A 20,059-nucleotide genomic window follows, 5' to 3' on the forward strand; every position below is an offset into this window, starting at 1 on the left:
AACAGCCACTACCACGCCCCATTAAAACGGTGAAACAACGGAGCCAATACGTTGGCAAAAATCATCGTAGGCATCACCGAGTTTTTCAAACAATTGGCGAATATTGGCTAAGTTTTTCATTTGCTGCTCCCCTGAAAGATTGGCGTGTTCTATGTGATGTGCATCACAAAACAGAGCTTACTGTTTTTAAAACACCATTTCAATAATTTTGTGACAATGGTCAAAAAATAGTTAGCCACAAAATTAATCACCCCCCTTAGCGACGAGCACGACCAGGATTACGATCAATTCGTCGATAACAGTGAGAGGCCGTCGGTGTGGCAGAATTACGCCCAATCTCTCCGAGTTGCTGCCATGGGTAAGCACCTCCTCCCGGACGCTCTTCGCTGCCCGGCTCCACACCTTGATTCCACCATTTAGCTTCCCAGTTGTAGCCATTCCAAGAGACTTTATCACCGGTATTGTAACTCTGTGTCGCACTCCAGAGCGGGGCGGCATCGGCAGCTTTCACCAAGATGCTATGTGATTGGCTAGCGCTCAGACCAAGAATATCCGTTGCTGTGAGCTTAAAGATCAGCGGAGTATCACTGTTCACCGTGGGGGCAGTAAAATTGATCACCCCATGGTTCAGTGAATCAACCTTCACCCCCTGAGGCACCGCCCAGAAATAACTTAGCGCAAAGCCTTCGGGATCATGTGATTGGCTGCCGGAAAGGGTGGCTACCGCCCCGCTGTTCACCTGCGTTGGCCCAGTAATCACCACCACTGGCGGCAAGTTCTGCCCCCCCGCCACCTGAATGAGAGACTCTTTGCTGTTGCTCTGTTTACCATCAGAAACGGTCAACGATATGGTATAGGTCGCTGCCGGATTGCTGGCTGGCACGCGAAGTTGAATGGTGACATTATTCATGCCATCAATCACTTCTAGCCCTTTCGAGGCACTCCAGTGATAAGTCAACGCCTGGCCTTCGGGATCAAAGGATTTCGCGCCGCTATAGGTCAGTGGCTCGCCGGGTGTTACCGGGTTATCGGGGCCAGTAATCACCGCGACCGGCGGTTTATCAATCGGCGATGGCCCGACATTCACCCCCTTAAAGTAGAAGGGTTGCATATCGACAACCTGAGTGGTGACATGGCAGCCCAATCCTTCCCGCACCGCATTGACTAACAGGCCATTGTCCTGGTCGATGGTCCAGGTAAATACCCCGCCCAGCCCTTTGCTCAAGGCGTAGGCTCCCTTGGCTTTTGCGCTGCGTGGAGTATCCAGCGACATAAAGAGATGAGACTGTGGACTGTACAAATAGTCTGCGTCAGCTTTTTCATCGGTATACAGCGAAAAGCCGTTCTTACCTGCTTTCCCATTGAGATCCAAATAGTTATAGAGAATATCAAACCATTCGGATGTCCCAGACTCAAAGCTACCGGTCGTGGTGCCCACTTCAGGCTGCGGAATATAATGACCACTTAACGGGGATTCACTCTCAATGGTCGCATTATGACCATTACGGGTGTAACCCGCATAACCAATATTAATATTGGCCGAGTTAACCCCAAGATCTAACAGGTAATTGACGGCGGCATCGACGCTAAATGCCGTTTCCGTGGTGCTGTACAAATTGCTATGGTGATTCAGTTTTGCCGCCCAAGGGGTGCCGAAGAAATCGTAGGTCATCAGGTTGATGCCTTCCACTCCGGCGCTGATCAGTTCCGGTATATGTGCTAGCGCCATCACCATCGGGTCGGCTGAGGTCGCGATGCTGATTTTCACCTGACCTAGCCCAGAATTCGTCAGCGCGGCTTTCAGATCTTGCACTAACAATTTGTAGTATTGCCAATCGTCCGGCCCATAGCTATTGCCGTTACCCGGAGCGCCGGGATATTCCCAATCCAGATCCAGCTCCGAGAACATGTCAAAACGGTGGAGTAGATCCACCACGCTGGCACAGAAATTAGCGCGTTTCAGCGGATCGCGAGCCGTGTGGTAGAAACCATCACTCATGGTCCAGCCACCAATACTGAATGATAGAATCAGGTTATGACCCGCCCGTTGCGCGGCGGCTTGTTTATCACGTAACCCGCCTAATACGCCTCTGACTTTGTCCTGATAAAAATCACGCGGTAGCTGAATGTCGGCCCAACCGTCAAAACCATTGTTTCTGGCAGATTGGCAATCGCCCCAAGGGTCAAGGAAGGTCACCTCACCTAATTTGGAGCGGGCAAATTGCGGCGCTGCGGCAGAGATCTCCCGCGATTTGTCGCCCTGATCACCCAGAATCCCCACAAAGCCGATAATAATTTTATCGAATGCCATTGGGTCCAATAGTGCTAAATCGACCCCGCGTCCACGGGAAGCGGGCGGGCAATTAATATCTTCCAATCGTCCGTCATATTGTGACCAATCGGTATAGTAACCAAATACTTTTGGTTTACCCTGAGTCGCATAGTGATTATAGAGCGGGTTAACTACCCGCGCGGAGGTATAACTCAGTTTCTGTGTTTCTGTTGTCGGAATAAAGCCATCAATAACATAAGAGTGATCGGTGGCTTGATCCGGTTTGGTAATATTAGTCATGTGATTCCCCTTGTAATAACGCGTGATAACAACTGATTGCCAAGATGAGATGACAAGTATCGGCTTGCCATCTGATATGTAAATTTCATTTATTAATTCACGCTTAAGGGAACCTGTAATTAAATCGGCACTACGCCAGTTTGACGACTTTAAATAACGCGGTCATCGGGCTTAGCATAAACCCGATCACCATCTTGAATGGGTGGCTCGACATTCGCGTAAGCCCCGCGAGCACGCGAATTTAACTTAAGACATCGCCAATCAGTACCTCCACCATTCGCCCATGAATTATCACTCTATTTTGCTGGATACCCCCTATTCATCTGGAACAAATGGTCACCGTTGTTTAGTATGGGGGTATTCTCTTTTCGCCATTAACCAATTTGAAATCTATGAAAAAAATCATTAAGCGGCTGGAGATCATTAAAAGCGCCATTGAGCTTGAAGATGATGATATTGTCCGCCAGCAACTTCCCTACCTTAAAAGTGAAGCTGAAGATGTCGCGTTGGGGTTTATCGTCATGGCGATTGAACAGGGGAAATTTCACGATGCGCTGCAAGCGATTTCGGCGTGGCTGAACAATAAACAGGGGGTCACGCAGTGGCAGGATCTTGAATTAGCCGCCTGTAAACTGGAGCTAAAAGCGCTGGAGGAGCAGTTACGCGAGTTAATCGATAAACGTAACGAGCGCATCCAGTTGCTCGATGATTTTAACGATCTCTACCATGTGCGTCTTGGCCCAATAACGAAGCAGATCCTCAATTTACGCAAGCAGTTAGCGGAAAGTACCCTGCGCAAAGCTGAGGCCGAAGCCCGCCGCAAAGAGCGCGACTATCGTCACTGCCAGCACTATATTGCGCAGGCCATTGATGAGTTGGCGGCGTTAAAGCAGCGCTGGTTATCGCTCTCCACTGTTTCCAATGAAACCATCGAGCTACGTCAGCAGATCCACCAAAAAACAGAGTTGGTGACCTCTCTGCTGAGCGAAATCCAACAGTTTGAAAACAGTTGCTATACCCATAATACCGAATCAACCCGCAGAGCCCGTGAAGAGGCGAAAGAGAAGTACGAAAGCTATCAGGAGCAGCAATATAGTGCTGAGCAGCGCCATGACAGTGATCGAAAACTCTCAGATGATCAGCGTCTGGAGCTAAAACGCTTGTGGCGGCAAGCCAGTCGGCTATGCCACCCAGATTTAGTGGCGGATGAATTTAAAGAAAATGCCCATCAACTGATGGTTGAGCTTAATCAAGCTCGCCAACGAGGCGATTTCACGGCGATCCACACTCTGCTGGGGAGTTTAAAGCAAGGGCTGGAGCCGTTGATGGCGAGTGATTGCATTGATGATGTGGAGCGACTTCGCCGCAAAATCAATGAAGTTAGAGACCAAATTGATGCCATGTTGCGCGAACTGGATGAGCTGGAAGGTCAGGAGTCCTGGCGGCTGGTCACCTGCCACGCCAATAAAGATGAGTGGTTCAAATCACAAGAGAAGGTGTTATCCAAGATCCTCAACAGTCTGGAGCGGCAACTGGAAGCCGCCACATCAGAGGTGTTGCATGAGAGTGCATAATGGATTGAATGGCGTTAATTGACTGAAACTCGCTCAATTCTGCGGGAGTATGCAATAGTAGAGATAGCATAATTTCTGCGGCTATTATGCGTATGATCAAGTTCGTCTTCATTCTCAACTAAGGTAATCCATGATGAAAGATAACGAATACCAGCCCCCGAAGGTCTGGCGTGAGAACAGTGAAAGCGGCGGTGTATGGTCGAAAATCAACCGACCTACCGCCGGCGCCCGCTATGAAGCCACCCTGCCGGTGGGTAAGCATCCGCTCCAGCTCTACTCGATGGCAACACCCAATGGGCAGAAGGTGACTATCCTGCTGGAGGAGCTGCTAGCGCTCGGTGAGCAAGGGGCGGAATATGACGCACACCTCATCCGCATTAGTGAAGGCGATCAGTTCTCCAGTGGCTTTGTGGCGGTCAATCCCAACTCAAAAATCCCGGCGCTGATGGACCACTCAACATCCACGCCAATCAGGGTATTTGAGTCCGGGGCCATTTTGCTCTATCTGGCTGACAAATTTGGTCATTTCCTGCCGAAATCCCCGGCGGGCAGAACCGAAGCACTGAATTGGCTGTTTTGGTTACAGGGGGCGGCCCCCTATTTAGGCGGTGGTTTTGGCCATTTTTATCACTATGCGCCGGTGAAGATTGAGTACGCCATCGACCGCTTCACCATGGAAGCCAAGCGCCAGCTCGATCTGCTCAATACCCTGCTCAAAGAGCGTGAGTATATTGCCGGTGATGAGTACTCCATTGCCGATATCGCCATCTGGCCTTGGTATGGCAACCTGGTGCTGGGTCTGCAATATGAAGCTGGGGAGTTTTTAGATGTGAAATCCTACACTCACCTGCTGCGCTGGACCGAAAATATCGCCAAACGGCCGGCGGTGCAGCGCGGGCGCATTGTTAACCGCACCTGGGGCGAGCCGGAAGAGCAGTTACCGGAGCGCCACGACGCATCAGACTTTGATCATTTGAAGTAACAGCGGAAAAAGCACGGCACTCGATACCATCAGTCGTGCCATGGGCAATAAACATCGGGCAGGAGAATAACTCCCTGCCCGAGTTAATGGTTTGCGGCAACCGCTACTGCGCTACCTCCCCGCCACCCTCATAGGGCACTTTTCCGGCGATTTTCATCACCTCTGCGCCAAGGGTCACAAAGGGGGCGCGTCGGCTGGCGTAGATGATCCCGCCCGCCTGGGCGCGGACCGCTTTTACAGTGTCGGTGATCGGGTCAATGATTTCAGCCACCACCTCCCCCTTGCCGACCCATTCACCCGGTTGACGCAACAGCAGCAGAATGCCGCTGGCCGGCGCGCTGACTATCTCGCCGGCACTGAACGGCAACATCACGATTTCCCGCTGCGGCCTGACTGGCGCTGGCCCGGCAAGCGCGCCACGGTGCTGCAAGTAGTGGTAAATAGCTTCGGCATCGGCACTCGCCACTGCGTGGCTGACATCCTGCTGGCCGCGCAGCTCCACGGTGACCGCCATGCAAGCCGGTGCCAGGCTGAGATGCGGATAGTGCGCCGCCAGCCGATGCCACGGCAGGCCGCAAGCTTCATCAAAGGAGCCGCCACCGCTATCTTGTGACAGCAGCACGGTGTCGATAGCCAAAAATTGCGCCAGTGTCTCCACCTGCTCACGCCAGGCGGGATCGGCGTATAGGTGCAAAATGGCGCGGTCGTCACAATGGAGATCAAGCACCAGATCAGCATCACAGGCCAACTGCAACAACTGTTGACGGATGGCGGCCACTTCACTGGGTGCAGGCAGCTCATGCAGTGCCTCAACCATGGCGCGGCGGATCTGTTGCCGCAGAGACTTTTGCTCGCCCGGACTGTTATCACTGTCCAATAGGGCCGCACTCAACCGGGGTTGCGCCAGTCGGGCCAGATCAGGAAAATCGCGGTTGAAGTTGCGACCACTCACCAGATCGAAACGGCCGATGCCGCAGTTCAACAGCAGCTGCGCGCTACCCGCCGGGTTTGCCAGCGGCACAATAACAATTTCACTCTGAATATCACCGCGCCGTTCCGCCTGACTCAGTAATCTTTTAAGATAGTGCAACACCAGCATGCCGGGCAGCTCATCGGCATGGAGACCCGCTTGCAGGTAAATTTTTTCGCCAAGATCCGGCTGGCCGAAATGAAAACTGGTTAATTGCCGCTGCCCACTCAGGGCATGTTCAGGTAACTTATGATGATTGATTTTCATTGGACCTCCTATCTGTGGAAAAGAAAGCCCGACTTGACCGAATTGACAAAAAAATCCTTGAAATACTGAGCCAGGATGGCCGCATCTCTTATCAGAAGCTGTCTGAGCAGGTCAATCTGACTGCGCGCCCTTGTCTGGAGCGGGTTCGGCTACTGGAGCGTGCCGGTATTATTCGCGGCTACAGCGCCATTATTGCGCTGCCGGAGCCAGAGCATACTTTTGTCATTCAGGCGCAAATCGCCCTGGCTGACCATGGTCAATCGCAAGGGGCGTTCGAACAAGAAGTGCGCAAAACGCCGGAAGTTCTGGATTGCTGGCTGGTCGGCGGCAGCTTTGATTTTCTGGTGCGCATTGGTTGCCGCAACATGGAGCATTACCGCTTACTGGCCGATAACTGGCTGACCAGTAAGAAATTTCGGGTCGATAGAATCGTCACCCTGACCGAGTTACAAGTGATCAAATAAAGCTGAACCCGCACTCAGTCGTGGCGGGCAAAGGCCAGCCAGCGCCGTTCTGCCCGCGAAAATAGGAAGATCAGCATAAAGGTACAGAGCAGATAGAGTGCCGCGGCCATCAGAAAGGGGATAAATGGCGAATAGGTCGAGGCATAAAAAGAGCGCGCCACACCGGTGATATCCAGCAAGGTGACGGTGCTGGCCAGCGAGGTGGCATGTAGCAGAAACACCATCTCGTTATTCAATGCCGGAATACCGCGCCGCAGTGTGGCGGGCAGCACCAGCCGACGAATAATCTGCCACTGACTCATGCCGAACGCCTCGCCCGCCACCCACTCCTGACGCGGAAAGGTCACCATCATGCCCGCCAGCAGTTCGGCGACATAAGCGCTGGTGTTGAGCACCAGTGCCAGCGTGGCGCAGAAGGTGGCATCACGGAACAGCAACCAGAACGGTTGATCCTCCTGCCAACCCAACTGCACGATGTCAAATTGCGACAGGCCATAGTAGATCAGCATTAATTGCAGATAGAGCGGCGTGCTGCGAAAGAAGTAGCTGATGCTGCGGATAAGCCAGGATAGCGGCCGAGGGCCAAACGCCTGCCCGACCGCCATCAGTAGCGCCAGCAACATACCCGGCAGCACCGACAGTAAAAACAGTTTGGCGGTCATCGCCAGCCCGGTCGTATCCGAACCGTCGCTGAACAAAAAGGTGGGCGCGGCTTCCAGCATGGTTTGCAGGTTCATCACTGCGCCCTCGCAGCGGTTGAGGTTGATAGCGCATAGCGCCGCGCCAGCAGGCTAAAGCCCCAACTGGAGAGCGCGGTAATGACCATATAAATTATCGCCACCAGGAAGTAGAACAGGAAGGGTTTTTGCGTCGCTCGCCCCGCCTGTTCCGCCAGCCACACCATATCTTCCAATCCCAAAATAGAGATCAGCGCTGACGCCTTCATCAATCCCAGCCAGTTATTATTGATGCCCGGAATAGCAAAACTGAGCATTTGCGGCAACATAATGCGTCGAAACACCTGTGCCGGACGCATACCATAGGCCACCGCCGCCTCTAACTGGCCGCGATCCACCGTTTGAAACGCCCCACGGAAAGTTTCGGTGTAGTACGCGCCGAACACAATGCCAATCGCCAGCACCCCAGAGATAAAGGTGTTGAAGCGAATCGGCCCCAAACCAAATACCCCGAGGAGGCCATTCACCACCATTTCACCGCCAAAGAACAGCAGCAGCATGATCACCAGTTCAGGAATGCCGCGCACCAGGGTGGTGTAACCGGTGGAGAGCCAACGTAGCCAGCGCGGGCCAAACAGCTTGATCACCGCATTTATCAGCCCGAGGGTCAGTGCTACCGCTAATGACAGCAGCATGACACACAGCGACAACCCCGCCCCCTGTGCCAGTAGTGGCAAATAGTCTGTGACCATTATCGGCCTCCCGCCGGGTTTGGCTTGATCAAGAGAAGCAAATGGCTATCAAGCTGCGTGGCCAGCAATATCTTCATCGCCGTCAATCGCTTAGCCGCCGTAGATGTCAAAGCTAAAATATCTCTTCTGGATGGCGTCATAGGTGCCATCGGCGCGGATCGCCTTAATCGCGCCATTCAGTGCATCACGTAATGCCGGATTATCTTTACCGACCGCAATGCCCACATCAGAGGAGATGGTGTCATCCTGAATAACCGGGCCTGCAAAAGCAAATTTCTGCCCACGCGGCGTATCAATAAAGCTACTGGCGGCCTGAATATTATCTTGCAGTGACGCATTGATACGACCAGAGAGCAGATCCAGATAGACGTTATCCTGATTAGCATAGGAGACAATTTTTACTCCCTGCCCACCCCAATGTTTTTTCGCGTAGGTTTCATGAATCGACCCGGTCTGCACGCCGACGGTTTTACCTTTGAGGCTAGCCACTTCCGGTAGTAGCGGGCTACCTTTACGCGCCACTAACTGCGCGGCGCTGCGATAGTAGCGGTCGGTGAAATCCACCTCTTTTTTGCGCTCATCGGTAATGCTGAGTGAAGCAATAATGGCATCAAATTTGCGGGCGTTAAGGGCCGCAATCATGCTTTCAAAGGGCTGTTTCACGAAGACGCATTTGGCGTGCAGATTGTCACACAGCGCATTGGCGATATCGATATCAAAACCGGTGATCTCCCCGCTGGGAGAGAGCACGTCAAAAGGGGGATACCCCCCATCAACCCCAAAGCTTATCGTCTCAATCGCCGCAGCCGCAGCTGTGGCCGAAAGCATCGGAGCAGAAAGTATCATGCCAGTCAGTAGAGCCGCTAATGTCTTTTTCATGGTTAACATCCCGGTGGTAGCAAGTGGTGATAAACGAAAAATCGTTAAAAACAGTCGTCATTAGAAACGCAGTGAGAGGCAGGTCAAGCCGCCATCCATCTTTTTAAATTCATGGGTATTGAGCTGGATGATCGGCATCCCCAGTTTTTCAATTTGCGCCAGGGTGTCAGGATAACCCTGAGGGGTTATCAGCGTATCATTGATCCATAAGGTATTACCGGCGTAAGACTCCGCAGCAGGGATCACCATGGTATCAAACGCGGCAAATGCGGGATGGTGCTGATAATCCTCCGTCAGCAGCAAGGTGTTGCGGCCCACGTAGTTAACGATTGATTTCAGGTGTAACCCGGCACTCACTTCAATGGCGGTAACGCGATAGCCATAGCGCGCCACCGCGTCGGTAAATTCAGTGATACCCGCCTGATCAGTGCGTGATGTCAGCCCGATAAAAAACTGCTTATCCACCAACAGCACATCGCCACCATCAAGATGGCCGCGACTGCTCATCCGAAAAACGGCGCGGTCAGTAAATAGTGGCTCGATGGTCTCCACCTCCCCCTGACGACTCGGCGCACCGGGATGCGTTATCACCGCCAGCTCAGGCATCACCACCGCCGTATCCTCAACGAAATGGGCATCGGGATAGGCGGGGGCCGCCGGTAAAATAGTCACTTTCAGCCCCAGTTGCAGCAAGGTATCCACATAGGCCAAAAACTGCTGACCGGTGGCGGCAATATCCGGTGCCCCCAGTTGGGAAGTGGTCTGGCCGCTAGCACAGGTTTCCGCTGGGCGTCTGGCGATGGCTTGAGTAAAGTGCATAGGCGATCCTGTTAATTAAGTGTGACCAAAGGTGTTGATCTGATTATTAAACAGATGCTGTCACCAATCAGGTTGAATCAGCCTATTATCGCTATACATTTACGCTGTATATGACTTTGCAGGCGACCTATTCCGCTGTTGCACATATAATGAGTTATCGAATGATTTAAATAGCGCGGGACACCAAATGAAGATATTACCGGTAGTGATGATTGCCCTACTCTTGCTCGGCTGTGCCAATAGTGGCCATGTTGGGGTGAGCGGCGGCTCAGGTGGCATCTCCAGTATCACTATTGGCACCGGTGTTCGCCGCTAATGGCGGCAACTTTAACCCCCTACTTATTTCACGCTGTGATTATTCCCCCTCTGCTTATTCACCGCTATAACCTATTATTTTTACAGAAAAAAATGTTTATCCTAAAGTGGCGCTGAGTCATTGCTCACACAGATCTCGATGACTATCATCGCCCGATGAAAACCACCTCTACACCTCATGATGCACTGTTTAAGCAGTTTATGACTCGCCAGGAGACCGCGCGTGACTTTCTGGATATTCATTTGCCCCCCGCCCTGCGGAAAATCTGTGACCTGAGAACCCTGCGGCTGGAGCCGGGCAGCTTTATCGAAAATAGCCTGCGGGCTTACTACTCCGATGTGCTCTACTCGCTAAAAACGCAGCGGCAGGACGGGTATATTTACGCCCTAATCGAACACCAAAGTTCCCCTGATAAACATATGGCTTTCCGCTTGATGCGCTATGCCATTGCCGCTATGCAACACCATCTTGATAATGGCAACGACAAACTGCCGCTGGTGATCCCCATCCTGTTCTACCATGGGATGGTCACGCCATACCCCTATCCCATGAGCTGGCTGCAAGGGTTCAGCGAGCCAACACTGGCGGGGGAGCTGTATGGTGGCAACTTTCCGCTGATTGATGTGACCGTTATCCCCGATGATGAAATCATGACCCACAAGGGTATCGCCTTGCTGGAACTGTTGCAGAAACATATTCGTCAACGTGACCTCTCCGAATTATCGGGTAAACTGGTCAGGTTGTTATCGAACAGTTACACTACCAAAGATCAGCTAATCTCGGTGATACATTACATACTACAAAATGGTGAAACGACTGAGCCGCAAAGGTTTATCCTGGATCTGGCCCACCACTTGCCACAGCACGAGGAGGAACTCATGACGATTGCGCAGAAATTGAAACAAGAAGGCGAAGCTAAAGGCGAGAAGAATGCCACTCTTAAAATTGCCCGTACCATGCTCGCCAATGGTCTTGATCGCGTCACGGTAATGAAAATGACTGGGCTGAGCGATAAAGAAGTGGCGCAAATTTGCCATTGATGCACTAGCTAACTCCCTACTTTTACAGGCGATGTTGCCTTAAACGTCGCCTACTTGCCTACTATGATTACCCCGCCCCATTAGCGGAACGGCGGCTCATTGAAGGTGCGCAATTTACGTGAGTGCAGTTGATCGCCCTCTGCCCGCAGCAAATCTATCGCCCGAATACCAATCTGCAAGTGCTCAGAGATCGCCCCTTCATAGAAGTGGTTGGCCTGCCCGGGTAATTTTATCTCACCATGTAGCGGCTTATCGGAAACACAGAGCAAGGTGCCATAAGGCACGCGGAAGCGATAACCTTGCGCCGCGATGGTGGCGCTCTCCATATCCACCGCCACCGCCCGACTTAAGCTAAAGCGCAGTGCGGAAGCAGAAAAGCGCAGTTCCCAGTTACGATCGTCAGAGGTCACCACCGTGCCGGTTCTCAGCCGCTGTTTTACCTCGACACCCGGCATACCACTGACCATTTTAGTGGCGTCATACAGTGCCCGTTGCACCTCGGCGATGCTGGGGATCGGGATATCTGGCGGCAGCACCGCATCCAGCACATGGTCGTCACGCAAATAAGCATGGGCCAAAACATAATCGCCAATGGCCTGACTCTCACGCAGGCCACCGCAGTGCCCTATCATCAACCAGGCATGAGGCCGCAACACCGCCAGATGATCACAGATGGTTTTGGCATTTGATGGGCCTACACCAATATTCACCAGCGTAATGCCATGCCCACTCTCCGCGATTAAGTGATAGGCCGGCATCTGATGCTTTTTCCATGCCAGATCAGAGGTGGTTCTCTCTGGATCGGCATTTTCCGTCGTGATGTAGCTGCCACCGGCGCAGGATAGCGCTTGGTAGGGGCTGGTTGGGTCCAGAATTTGTTCGCAGGCCCAACTGACAAACTCATCAACGTAGCGGCTGTAATTGGTAAACAGAATATAGGGCTGAATATCTTCTGCTGGCGTGCCGGTGTAGTGTTTCAGCCGCGCCAGTGAAAAATCGGTGCGCAGCGCATCGAAATGCGATAGCGGAAAATCGGCCGAACCGGTATCAATGCCATCAGTGATGCTATCACCAATTTTTGATAGATCAGTGGTCGGGAAGTGTTGAGCCAGCCCCGCCGTCATTGAGCGGTCAAGCACCAGGTCGGAACCGTCGATAACAAAAGGGTATGGCATCTCTTGTTGTGACGGTGTCACTTCAAACCTCGCGCCGTACTCACTCTCCAGTAACGTCAGTTGCTCGGTCAGATATTCGCGAAACAGCGCGGGCCGCGTCACGGTGGTGCTGTATTGGCCCGTGCGTGAGAAACGCCCATAGGCGCGGGTGCGTTGATGGTCACGGAATCGGCCATCCCAACTGACACTCAGTTGCGGGTACGAAAACAGCCCCTTGGCCCGCTCACCCACATCAGGCAATCTACCGTCGTGAATAAATGCACTGATAGCATCACGTAATGCCGTCAGCGCCGACTGGTATAAACTCTCCAGTTGATCAATCGCCTCGGTGGCTGAGAGATGGGTCGTCGCTTGTGATTGATTCAAGATAACTCCTTGCAATACGTGTAAAGGCGGTGATGAGTTTACCCTACACCGCAATGCAGCAAAATGCGCTATTTCACAGCAAACTTATTGAGTTAGGGCCAACCTCTCGGCGCAGCTTTTCATTACCCTCATCCTGTGGCGATCCCACTTTGCCCGCTAAACAACGGCCGATTTTGCCACTTATTCCGGCGTTTGATTTCCTTTATCAGCACTAAAGTAGTGGTTGTCGCAGATAGCACACTATTTTCTGCCTTGCTCTTCTTACAAAGGTCTCTTTTGCGTGGCGAAATCATTTTTACGCAGTGGTAGTTTGGACGATATTCTGGCGTTGGGCGAAAACGGGCAGCCGGTTTATGTCTCAGCGCTGCAGATTAGAGAGGCATTGCGCCTTAAAAAACAACAGCATATTGCTGATTGCCTCGCCATTCCTCAGCTCAATGAGCAAGGTGACCGCATTGATTGGTACGCCCCCATTGAAGGTAAAGTGACCTCATGGCTGGCGGCCAGTAACGCGGAGCGCAAAGCGGCGATTAAGCAGCTGTCAGTCTGTCTGGCGAGCGCCAGTGATTTGTGTCAACGTGCGCAAAAATCAGACCAAGCCGCCCAGCGACTGTTTGGCGTGTTACTCGCCAAAACCATGCAGTTCCCTGATCAGAGCTACCTCTATTTGGTGGCGGGGAAACCGGTGCTGAGCTTCTGGGGCTTTGTCGGTCAGGATAAAAAGCCGCGCACTGACCCACTCGATTGCTTACGTCAAACCGCAGAGATCATTGAGCCGCCAATCACCGCGCTGAGTGCCGCACCGCTGGCGCCAGTGGTCACCCCGGTCGCCCCACCGCCGCCAGCGCCAGAAGTGCCACCCGCTCCGCTGCCGGCCACTGAACCCGCACCCGCTGTAGATCCGGTCAAAAAAACCGGCCGTTGGCTGCGATTTAGTTGGGCGCTGCCTGTATTGGCATTAGTTATCGCATTAATAGTGCAATTTAGTGGCGGAATGACTGAGCAGCCATCTGCGGTGCCTGCGGTCAAAGCGGCCGAAGTCCAAACCGCAGCCGCTGAACCGCAAAATAGGGTTGCCGCCCCTGAAGCCAACAGGACTCAACCGCCGCTGGCACCACAACTCCCATTGAACCCTGCCACCGTGATCTCTGCACCCAGCGTGGCGGAAGCTGCCGCAATCCCGGCTGTGAGTGCCGCGGAGAGTAAAACGGCGCTGATCTTGCCTTTTGAGGCCGTCAAAGTGGGTTCAACCGCCTTCCTTAATGGTAACTGGCGGGTCACTCCCGAGATTAAAGCCGCCCAAACAGGTAGAGCACCCAGCTTGAGATATCAGATTAACAATGGCAAAGGCACAGCAAAAATCACCCATGGTGATAATGTCACTTGCCGTGCCAACATCACCGCCGGCGTGATGAAGTCAGGTAATTTGGTGATCAATAGCCGCTACCGGGCGCAGTGCAGCGATGGCTCTAAATATCAAATACCGGAGATTGTCTGTAAGCAAGGTGTGAGCGGCGTTGCTGAGTGCAAAGGCCGATATGATGCCAATACGACCCTTCCCATGACGATGAAGCGTGAGACTAAATAATATTATGCTGGCAACCATCACTGATTATAAACAGAAAATCACGCTGATTCAGGACAGTGGCATCCAGTTTCTGGACTTCGCGTTAAAGCCCGCAATTGATAGCGAACTGCCAAATAAATTTGTGCGTAAAAGCGCCAATGGCCCGCTACTGCGCCTGAACTACCATCCCGACAATGGCAAATATTCGCTGTTGGTGCCCGGTGCCGCCCCTGAGATTGTGAAGCCTGAATTTAGCTTTCCGCTGGAGCAGTCGCTGCAGCTACTGAACAAGATCTGGCTGCCGCTGCCATTTTTGCGTTTTAACCCGCCGCGCACCTTTCTTAATGGGCCGGACAACTGGGCCAGAGTGCAAATCTTACTCTTGGAGACGCCGGATCAGGATGGCAATACATTACGGGTCACCATGGCCTTTGATACCAAAGCTTACCCTGAAGGTCACGCCAATGAGTCTCTGGCCCCCAATGAGAACGACATCAAAAGCGGATTAAGTTTTGCGCTGGCTTACCATAATGAAGAGCTGGCGGAGTTTCTTGATTTGACCTGGGTCGACGGCTGGCTACGGGAAGTGTTTACCCAGCAAGCCGGCGAACAAGAAGCGCGCAGTGCCCGGCATATCACCGCCTCGTTGCGGGAGTTTGAGTATCAAGCGCACTACCTTAACCTGCTGGAGTTACTGGGCAGTCAGATTGGCGTGCCTGAGATCAAAATCAATGCCCGCAGCGGGCAACAGCCAGTGGTCAATGTCGATCTGATTCTTGATGTCGGCAACTCCCATACCTGCGGTATTTTGGTGGAAGATCATCATGATGAGAGTCATGGGCTGCAACAGAGCTATGAGCTACAGATTCGTGATTTGAGCGAGCCTCACTCGCTGTATAACGAGCTGTTTGAGAGCCGGGTTGAGTTCGCCCAGGCGAAGTTTGGTAAGCAGAATTTCTCCGTCGAGAGTGGTCGTGATGATGCCTTTATCTGGCCGGCCATTACCCGTGTTGGCCGCGAAGCCAGCCGTATGGCGCTGCACCGATTAGGCACCGAGGGGTCTACTGGCCTCTCCAGCCCACGGCGCTACTTGTGGGATGAAGAGAGTTACGCGCCGGGTTGGCGCTTTAATGAAACAGCAACGGCGCAGACAGATGAGCCGCCCGCCACGGCACTGCCGCTGACCCATCTGCTCAATGATGAGGGTCAACCGCTGTATAGCTTACCGCTGGATGAACGGCTGCCGGTATTTTCCCCCCATTATAGCCGCAGTTCATTGATGACATTAATGCTGTCAGAGCTACTGGCGCAAGCGCTGATGCAGATCAACAGCGCGGCGCAACGGCTAAAGATGACCCATAGCAATGCACCACGGCAACTGCGTGCCATCATTCTGACGTTGCCCTCCGCCATGCCAAAACCGGAGCGCGAAATTTTCCGCCGTCGGATGCATGAAGCCATTGCCTTAGTGTGGAAATCCATGGGCTGGCACCCGGCAGATGATCCTTTTGCCTCCGCGTCAGACCGCGCCAAAAGCCAAATTCCGGTGCCAGGCGTGCAGATGGAGTGGGACGAAGCGACTTGCGGTCAGATGGTCTATCTCTATAACGAAACCCAGGTTAATTTCGGCGGTCGCACTGCCGCCTTCTTTGCCAGTATGGCGCGGCCCGATAAGCAGTTGGCCGCCGGTGAAGTGGCCGGAAAAACCGTGCGTATCGCCTCGATTGATATTGGCGGTGGCACCACGGATCTGGCGATTACGCAATATTGGCTGGATGATGGTGTTGGCAATAATGTCAAAATCAGCCCGCGTCTGCTGTTTCGCGAAGGATTCAAAGTGGCGGGTGACGATATCTTGCTGGATGTTATTCAGCTCTATATTTTGCCAGCCTTGCAGGCGCGATTGAAAAAAGCCGCGGTCACCAATAGTGATGCGCTGATGGATAAATTATTTGGCAATGATGGCCGGATGGATGGGCAATCGACACTGCGCCAGCAAGCGACACTACAGATATTTATGCCCATCGGGCGGGCCATTTTGGCAGCCTATGAAAACTTTGATCCGCTAGATGCAAATGCCGAGATCGAAGCCAGCTTCGGCGAACTATTACTACAACGCCCGACCCAAAAAGTGTTGGATTACATTAACAGTGAAGTTCAGCGTGAGCTGCCGGCCGATGCCGGAGAGTTTGATATTTTGCAGTTGCCGTTGGTGCTGAAGCTGAGCAAATTGCACGGCGAGTTCTTATCTCACCGCATGAGTATTACGCAAAATCTGCGTTCACTCTCGGAAGTGGTTTCGCTCTACGCCTGCGACGTGCTGCTGTTGACCGGCCGTCCGGCGCGCTTCCCCGGGATTCAGGCGCTATTTCGCCATCTACAACCGTTGCCCAATAATCGTATTCTCTCGCTGGATGGCTACCACACCAGTGATTGGTATCCGTTTAACAAGCATGGCCGCATTGATAACCCAAAATCCACCGCCGCAGTGGGGGCGATGCTCTGTTTGCTGGCGCTCGATTTGCGCCTGGCCGGTTTTTACTTTAAAGCGGGCGATTTCCAACCCTACTCAACCATCCGCTATCTGGGCATGTTAGATAGCCGCGACGCGCTGAGCGAAGAGAATGTTTACTATCGCGATATCGATCTGGATAGCCGCGATTTTGCCTTGCCCACCGAGAGCCGTTTTCAGGTAACAGGCGCGTTGTGCCTGGGGTTCCGTCAGCTTGACAATGATCGCTGGCCCGCCTCGCCGCTCTACACCCTGTCGATTGTCGATCAAGAGCTGGCGCGTAAAGTTGCCGGTGACAGTGTGTTGCACGTTAGGTTAAAACTGACGCAAGGTGAAGCGCAACAATCTGATAAACAAACTGAAAATAGCCCCGAGCGTTTTGAGATAGCCGATGCGGTGCTGCAAGATGGCAGTCCGGTTCCGCTGCATCATCTGCGCCTCAAGCTAAACACATTAGCCAGCCATGGCTCAGGATCAACCCATTATTGGATTGATAGTGGGAGCGTATTTAGAAAATGAGATCATTAACCAACCAGCAGCTCAATCACCAACTTCAGCAGATAACCCAAGGCATAGACCAGGCGATTGATTGGATGAGTGATGCCCGCCAACACGCCATGCGGCTGGATATTGAAGCTGACCTGCTGACCATTAAACTGCGCCGCCATCACCATCAGGCGCGGCAGTTGTCAGATAGCGCATTGACCGCCATGAGTATCGGCTTTTTCGGCCACTCCGCCGCAGGAAAACAGCACCTTATTTCAGCACTGGTGGCGGATGGCAATGGCCGACTGGAGACCTCGCTCGGCGGCAAAACTCTCGATTTTTGGCAGCAAGTCAAGCCGGGATATCAGGCCAGTGGCGTAGTGACCCGCTTTAGCTATCAGGCGGCGGTCAATCATGCAAGCCATCCGGTGCTGCTCTCCTTACTGAGGGAAGTGGATATTGTCACCTTGGTGATAGGGGCCTCTCTGCTAGATAATCAGCAGGATGAGCAACGGCATGCACTGGATGAACAACATATTGCCGATCACTTGCAGCAACTGATCATGCGCCGCCAGCCGCTGGCCATCGCCGGGATCAGCGGTGATGAGGTGATTAGGCTGTGGGATTATCTGGCCCGCCATGATGCGCCACATCAGCAGATACTGAACTCTCACTTCTGGCCGGTGGCCATTGAGTTAGCCCCCTATCTTAGCATTGATGATCGCGCCCGTTTGTTCTCGGTGCTCTGGGCAGAACGCCCGCCATTGACGGAGGCTTATCGTCATTTCGCCTATACGCTGCAACATTTGGGCGGTGCGGCCCAAGTATTGGCCCCGCTTAGCGTGTTAGTCGACGATATGTTACTGCCAGCCAATGGCATCATGAATGTCGCGACCCTCGATGACCTGAACACCCCTGCGGATACTCATATTCAGGTGCTGCCATGGGTTAATCATCAGGCGGGTAATTCAGTGACGTTGTCACTTGCCGAACTGACGCTGTTAGCTGTTGAGCTACAGATCCCACTATCAATGCCCGCCACTGATAATATCTTTGCATCCGTCGATCTATTGGACTTTCCCGCTGTTAACCCCAGCTTCAATGCAGCGCCCCCCCTTGATCACCACGTTTATCCGCTAGCGGCACTGCTATCACAGGCTAAAAATAGCTACTTACTGGAGCGCTACACCGACCAGCAGCAAATTAACCTGTTGTTGGTCTGTAATGCGGCGGCTCAACGCGCCGAGGTCAAAGTGGTCGGTAAGGCGCTGGACTATTGGGTTAAACAGACGCAAGGTGAAAATGCGCAAGTGCGTAGCCGCCGCAACCCAGGGTTAATCTGGGCGCTGACCCCTTTTGATCAGCGCATCACCTCAGATCAATCAGTGGCGGGCGCGACGAATTACGACGAAGCGGTGCAACGATATGTCGGTAACCCCGGCGACAGCTGGGGCACCCTGCTGGCACTGGATAGCCGGGGGATTGAGCGCATGGTCACTTACCTGACCCAAGAGATTCGCCGTGATATCAAAACAGAACGTATCAATGAACAACTCATTGAGTTACAACGGGAATTGACCGAGAACCTGCTGGCGGACTGGACACAATCGGCGGCCAGTGAATCACAACAAAAACAGCGGATCGCCGAAACTTTGCTCAAAGCATTGCAAACGCGCACCGGCCTGCACGGCGAGTTACTGGAGCGGTTGTTACCCTGCCGCGATGAGTTACGTGCGCTCTATTTACAGCAGCCCGACTCACGGCAACCGCAACATCGAAGCGCCGAGTTGAGCTTAACTGCGGTCAACCCCGAGCCATTTAGTATCGGTATTGATATCGACTTATTCAGCGACCTGCCCTTGTCGCCTGAAGTAGAGCGGTCAATGACCCCCGCCGCCGGCTATGATTATGAAACCGAATATGCGGCGAGGGTGCAGCGCTATTGGATCAACCACCTGCGGCAGTTGCCAGATAATGGCCCATTAATTGAGCTATTGGGGATCAGCAAACCGACCCTTGAGTTGCTGGTTGCGGAGCTGATTACCGCGAGCATTCGATTGGATATTGCCGGGCAGTTGGTCACGATATTGGCGGACAGCGAGCAAGTGGGTCTGCAGCGCGAAGCGAAAGCGGATCGCCAGGTCTCGCGCGCCCTGACCATTTTGGGTGATTTCGTCGCCTGGCTCGGTTTCTTGCAAATCAGTGAAGCACAACGCCCTGATAGCCGCATTAATCGCGGCGCGAAGATCTTTGCTCAGCCGCCTAAATCAGCCACCCCACTGGGAGCCGCTCAGCGATTAACCAAATTAGCCCACACGCCGACCAATAATACGGCATTTTATATTTATGACTGGCTGGTTGGCTTAGGTGAAATCATTATTCAGAACGAGGGGTATTCAGCCAGCCGTGAAATAACGGCGCACCATCGCCAACAATTAGCGGCAATTTTTATGCTTTTTAAAACAGATTACTCAAAATAGATTACTCAAAACAGACTAATATCCCCACTGGGTAAATAGTGAGAATCACAGTCGTGGTAGCGTAAATATTGGGTAGCGCAGATCTTTTGTAGTGTAAATATATCACCATCACTCCCGATCTATATCGGGAGTGCATAACCATAATTAGCCATTGCAGAGCT

15 protein-coding genes are annotated in these 20,059 nt (G+C 52.9%); 8 read left to right on the top strand and 7 right to left on the bottom strand.

The window, feature by feature from the left end; translation table 11 throughout:
• Window positions 1-256 precede the first annotated feature (256 nt).
• A complete protein-coding gene (locus HRK25_RS16020; protein ID WP_005276707.1) occupies window positions 257-2,572 on the bottom strand; it encodes a glycoside hydrolase family 18 protein in 2,316 nt (771 codons plus the stop codon).
• A gap of 392 nt (window positions 2,573-2,964) precedes the next feature.
• Between HRK25_RS16020 and HRK25_RS16025 the strand changes: the two genes are divergently transcribed.
• A complete protein-coding gene (locus HRK25_RS16025; RefSeq protein ID WP_005276706.1) occupies window positions 2,965-4,146 on the top strand; it encodes a coiled-coil domain-containing protein in 1,182 nt (393 codons plus the stop codon).
• Between the two features lie 133 nt (window positions 4,147-4,279).
• Window positions 4,280-5,128 carry a glutathione-dependent disulfide-bond oxidoreductase gene (yghU, locus tag HRK25_RS16030; protein ID WP_032898383.1) on the top strand — a complete coding sequence of 283 codons (849 nt, stop codon included), beginning with the start codon at window positions 4,280-4,282 and terminating at the stop codon, window positions 5,126-5,128.
• Window positions 5,129-5,231: 103 nt separating this feature from the next.
• On the opposite strand, the gene HRK25_RS16035 is transcribed toward yghU, so the two are convergent.
• Entirely contained in the window at window positions 5,232-6,365 is a 1,134-nt protein-coding gene (locus HRK25_RS16035; protein WP_005276704.1) for a succinylglutamate desuccinylase/aspartoacylase family protein, read from the bottom strand.
• Window positions 6,366-6,379: 14 nt separating this feature from the next.
• Between HRK25_RS16035 and HRK25_RS16040 the strand changes: the two genes are divergently transcribed.
• Window positions 6,380-6,829 carry an Lrp/AsnC family transcriptional regulator gene (locus tag HRK25_RS16040; RefSeq protein ID WP_005276703.1) on the top strand — a complete coding sequence of 150 codons (450 nt, stop codon included), beginning with the start codon at window positions 6,380-6,382 and terminating at the stop codon, window positions 6,827-6,829.
• 14 nt (window positions 6,830-6,843) lie between these two features.
• On the opposite strand, the gene HRK25_RS16045 is transcribed toward HRK25_RS16040, so the two are convergent.
• The 4 genes from HRK25_RS16045 to HRK25_RS16060 all read right to left on the bottom strand — a co-directional run bounded on the left by HRK25_RS16045 (window position 6,844) and on the right by HRK25_RS16060 (window position 9,956).
• The gene (locus tag HRK25_RS16045; RefSeq protein ID WP_005276702.1) at window positions 6,844-7,566 is read right to left on the bottom strand and encodes an ABC transporter permease; all 723 of its coding nucleotides are present in this window, start codon (window positions 7,564-7,566) and stop codon (window positions 6,844-6,846) included.
• The gene (locus tag HRK25_RS16050) at window positions 7,566-8,258 is read right to left on the bottom strand and encodes an ABC transporter permease (protein ID WP_032898382.1); all 693 of its coding nucleotides are present in this window, start codon (window positions 8,256-8,258) and stop codon (window positions 7,566-7,568) included. The genes HRK25_RS16045 and HRK25_RS16050 overlap by 1 nt, the downstream gene beginning before the upstream one ends.
• A gap of 90 nt (window positions 8,259-8,348) precedes the next feature.
• Entirely contained in the window at window positions 8,349-9,137 is a 789-nt protein-coding gene (locus HRK25_RS16055; protein WP_032898381.1) for an ABC transporter substrate-binding protein, read from the bottom strand.
• A gap of 60 nt (window positions 9,138-9,197) precedes the next feature.
• The gene (locus HRK25_RS16060) at window positions 9,198-9,956 is read right to left on the bottom strand and encodes a dimethylarginine dimethylaminohydrolase family protein (RefSeq protein WP_005276700.1); all 759 of its coding nucleotides are present in this window, start codon (window positions 9,954-9,956) and stop codon (window positions 9,198-9,200) included.
• Between the two features lie 187 nt (window positions 9,957-10,143).
• On the opposite strand from HRK25_RS16060, the gene HRK25_RS20315 reads away from it, so the two are divergent.
• Both HRK25_RS20315 and HRK25_RS16065 read left to right on the top strand, forming a co-directional pair.
• Window positions 10,144-10,272, top strand: coding sequence for a hypothetical protein (locus HRK25_RS20315; RefSeq protein ID WP_005276699.1), 129 nt, complete (start codon window positions 10,144-10,146; stop codon window positions 10,270-10,272).
• Between the two features lie 155 nt (window positions 10,273-10,427).
• Entirely contained in the window at window positions 10,428-11,312 is an 885-nt protein-coding gene (locus HRK25_RS16065; protein WP_099460585.1) for an Rpn family recombination-promoting nuclease/putative transposase, read from the top strand.
• A gap of 80 nt (window positions 11,313-11,392) precedes the next feature.
• Here the strand turns inward: HRK25_RS16065 and HRK25_RS16070 are convergent, their stop codons facing one another.
• Window positions 11,393-12,853 (bottom strand): AMP nucleosidase, encoded by a 1,461-nt coding sequence (locus tag HRK25_RS16070; protein ID WP_005276696.1) that lies wholly within the window; start codon window positions 12,851-12,853, stop codon window positions 11,393-11,395.
• Between the two features lie 280 nt (window positions 12,854-13,133).
• Here HRK25_RS16070 and HRK25_RS16075 point away from each other — a divergent pair, with 280 nt between their 5' ends.
• From HRK25_RS16075 to HRK25_RS16085, 3 genes are read left to right on the top strand one after another with little or no spacing between them, the layout of a single operon-like run.
• Window positions 13,134-14,441, top strand: coding sequence for an SrfA family protein (locus tag HRK25_RS16075; protein WP_005276694.1), 1,308 nt, complete (start codon window positions 13,134-13,136; stop codon window positions 14,439-14,441).
• Between the two features lie 4 nt (window positions 14,442-14,445).
• Window positions 14,446-17,451, top strand: a complete 3,006-nt coding sequence (locus HRK25_RS16080; RefSeq protein ID WP_005276693.1) for a virulence factor SrfB — start codon at window positions 14,446-14,448, stop codon at window positions 17,449-17,451.
• Window positions 17,448-19,898: a putative virulence factor gene (locus tag HRK25_RS16085; protein ID WP_032898379.1), complete on the top strand. Its 2,451-nt coding sequence runs from the start codon at window positions 17,448-17,450 to the stop codon at window positions 19,896-19,898. Before HRK25_RS16080 ends, HRK25_RS16085 begins: the two co-directional genes overlap by 4 nt.
• Window positions 19,899-20,059: the final 161 nt, after the last annotated feature.

Origin of the sequence: Yersinia bercovieri ATCC 43970 (assembly GCF_013282745.1) — a bacterium.
GTDB classification, from domain to species: domain Bacteria; phylum Pseudomonadota; class Gammaproteobacteria; order Enterobacterales; family Enterobacteriaceae; genus Yersinia; species Yersinia bercovieri.